Origin of the sequence: Chryseobacterium sp. PMSZPI, assembly GCF_002835665.1 — a bacterium.
Classification (GTDB): domain Bacteria; phylum Bacteroidota; class Bacteroidia; order Flavobacteriales; family Weeksellaceae; genus Chryseobacterium.
The window spans coordinates 1-3141 of the sequence record NZ_PIZV01000045.1 but is presented as its reverse complement, the minus strand read 5'-3'; the positions used below and the strand labels follow the sequence as shown (position 1 = coordinate 3141).

Here is a 3141-nt window from a genome sequence, read left to right as displayed (position 1 = left end):
TAAAAGCAAGTCCTGATTATTTTCATAATATTTTCTCACAGCCTCCCCAGCCGGAATCATTGGAACCTGCATTAATCCGGACAATTTATAAATAGAGTCTTTTATTTTCTTTTGAGAAGTAAAATAAGCAGGATACTCATTCGCTCCCTGTACTCCATTACTTATTTCATATAAAAAAAATTGTGCACAAGGACTGTATTTCTTTATCGAATCTTTAAGCCTGTTTCCTCTTTGAGCGGTGGCACTTATAGGAAAAGAGTGTCCTATTGATTCTCCTGTTCCGGGTTGCATTACAACCTTATCAAAAATACTGCTTCGGATAATCGCATATAGTGTATTATCACCTACATGATTCACAAAACCGGTTCCTCCCGGACTATGTTGAGTTGTTTGAATACTTTTACCTTTCGATTGGGCAATACCTGCAAAAATCTGTGGCATATCATTGTAAGAAGTCATACTATTGCCAATAAACAGAACCTTTTCGGTAGTATTTTGTGCAAAAAGACTGGTAGATACTGTTAATAAAAAAATGTAGAGATATCTTATCATGGTTTGGAATTAAGTAAACAATAAATGAACTGCATGAAGATAGTCTTTATTTATATAAATTATTAAAAACCAGCAAATTAATTCAATTTATATTAATTACATTAGTAATATTAAATATTATAAATTCAAAAAATTCCACAAAATAAAACTTTACATTAAAAACATCAACAGACAAAGGTTGTCCTTGTTTCAATATTTATTAAATTCAATAACTTTTTATCACGAAATCCATAGGTATGAAAAAAATCATTTTGAGTCTGACAATCTTTATATTTGTCGTAAGCTGTAATTATGATAAGGTTTCTCCAAAAACTGATTCTCAAAACCTCAACCTTTCTATTTCCGAAAGTAATCCTTCCATCAATAAAGAAAAAAACACCATCAAAAAAAGATTTTCCCCACCTAAAAATTATGAATGGGTAGATGAAAAACCGGATTCTTTCGGATATTTCATTGAAAATTTTAAACTTAAACCTTACGGAAGTCCGATTTTGAAATATGACGGAACACCGATTTCCACCCAACATCTTCATGAAGCCGTTTTTGATATTGATACGGGAAATAAAGACTTACAGCAATGTGCAGATGCTATAATCCGTCTTAGAGCCGAGTATTTGTATAAAGTAAAAAGGTTTGATGAGATTAAATTCCATTTTACAAGCGGAGATTTGATCAGTTGGAATGATTATAAAAATGGCACAAGAGCTCTTGTTAGTGGTAGTTCTGTAAATTTCAGAAAAACAGCAACTTTTGATAATTCCTATCAAAATTTCAGAAATTATTTGGACCTTATCTTTAATTATGCAGGAACCATTTCATTAAATAAGGAAACAAAACCGATCACAAAAAGTCCGGACTTAAAAACCGGAGATATTTTGATTACTCCGGGAAGTCCGGGACATGTTGTTTTTATTGCCGGAGTTTGTAAGAACAGGGATGGGAAAAGATTATTTTTATTGGGTGAAGGATTTACTCCGGCACAATCCGTACATCTGCTTTCCAATCCTTATAATAAAAGTATTTCGCCATGGTATGACCTCAACATCAATGCTCAGGAAACCAAAACGGCACGATATATTTTCAAACCGACAAACTTCAGAAGCTTTTAATTATTTATATACAAAACTATTGGGAACTTACTACCATAATCTGAACTTGTTTTTGTAGATTTGTGTTCGAAATTTTTTACTAGATGAAAGAGAGTGCTGTAAAAAAGATTGCAGTTCTTACTTCAGGAGGAGATTCTCCAGGTATGAATGCTGCATTAAGAGCGGTAGTAAGAACCGCCAACTACTATAATATCGAATGTTACGGTGTAAGGGAAGGCTACAATGGTCTTATCAGCAATGATTTCCTTAAAATGGGAGCCCGTTCCGTAAAAAATATAATCAACCAGGGTGGAACGATTCTAAAGTCTGCCAGATCTGCTGAATTCAGAACTAAAGAAGGCCGTCAGAAAGCCTATGACAATTGTGTAAAATTGGGTATTGACGGATTGGTATGCATCGGAGGAGACGGAACTTTTACCGGAGCAAAAATTTTCAGTGAAGAATTCGGAATCAGAGTAATCGGAATACCGGGAACCATCGATAATGATATTTTCGGGACTGATAATACCATCGGATATGATACAGCTTTGAATACTGCTATGGAAGCTATTGACAAAATCCGTGATACGGCAACTTCCCACAACAGAGTTTTCTTTGTTGAAGTGATGGGACGTGATGCCGGCTTTATTGCTTTGAACAGCGGGCTAGCAACCGGAGCTTTAGACATTTTAATTCCAGAGAAGAAAGACAGCATGGATGATCTTTTCGCGAAATTCAGAAAAGCTGAAAAAACAGGAAAAGCCTCCAGTATTGTAGTCGTTGCAGAAGGTGAAAAACTTGCAAATGTGTATGGACTGGCTGAAAAAACAAAGGAGATATTCCCCGATTATGACATTCGTGTAGCGGTGTTGGGGCATATGCAAAGAGGTGGATCTCCCAGTTGTGCAGACAGAGTATTGGCCAGCAGACTTGGATATGGTGCAGTAGTAGGATTAATGGAAGGGCAAACCAATGTAATGGCAGGAATGCGTTCCAACGATGTGGTGTATACTCCTATCGAAGAAGCCATTAAAAAACATAATGAAATCAATAAAGATCTAATGTTGATTTCAGAAATTTTAGCAATCTAATTATTTTTATAAATCTAATAAAAACAAACTATTATGTCAACAATTAAAGTAGGTATCAACGGTTTTGGTAGAATTGGACGTCTTGTTTTCAGAGCAATGACTGAAAGAGACAACATTGAAGTTGTAGGAATCAATGACCTAATCAATGCAGAATACATGGCTTACATGTTAAAATATGACTCTGTACACGGGATTTTCCCAGGTGAAGTTTCTGTAGAAGGAAATGATCTTGTGGTAAACGGAAAGAAAATTAGAGTAACTGCTGAGAGAGATCCTAACAACCTAAAGTGGAATGAAATCGGAGCTGATTATATCGTAGAATCTACAGGTCTTTTCTTGTCTAAAGATACAGCTCAGGCTCACATCAACGCTGGTGCAAAAAAAGTAATCCTTTCTGCTCCTTCTAAAGA

The 3141-nt window shown here is 35.3% G+C and carries 3 protein-coding genes and 1 pseudogene; 3 read left to right on the top strand and 1 reads right to left on the bottom strand.

What is annotated here, in order from left to right; translation table 11 throughout:
• Positions 1-552, bottom strand: a pseudogene (locus tag CW752_RS09135) (hypothetical protein); the annotation flags it as partial.
• A 236-nt stretch (positions 553-788) separates the two neighbouring features.
• Between CW752_RS09135 and CW752_RS09130 the strand changes: the two are divergent.
• The 3 genes from CW752_RS09130 to CW752_RS09120 all read left to right on the top strand — a co-directional run.
• Entirely contained in the window at positions 789-1661 is an 873-nt protein-coding gene (locus tag CW752_RS09130; RefSeq protein ID WP_101239416.1) for a DUF4846 domain-containing protein, read from the top strand.
• An 83-nt stretch (positions 1662-1744) separates the two neighbouring features.
• Positions 1745-2731, top strand: coding sequence for a 6-phosphofructokinase (gene pfkA, locus CW752_RS09125; RefSeq protein ID WP_101239415.1), 987 nt, complete (start codon positions 1745-1747; stop codon positions 2729-2731).
• A gap of 33 nt (positions 2732-2764) precedes the next feature.
• Positions 2765-3141: glyceraldehyde 3-phosphate dehydrogenase NAD-binding domain-containing protein (locus tag CW752_RS09120; RefSeq protein WP_228401690.1), on the top strand; the 377-nt coding region annotated here is incomplete at its 3' end.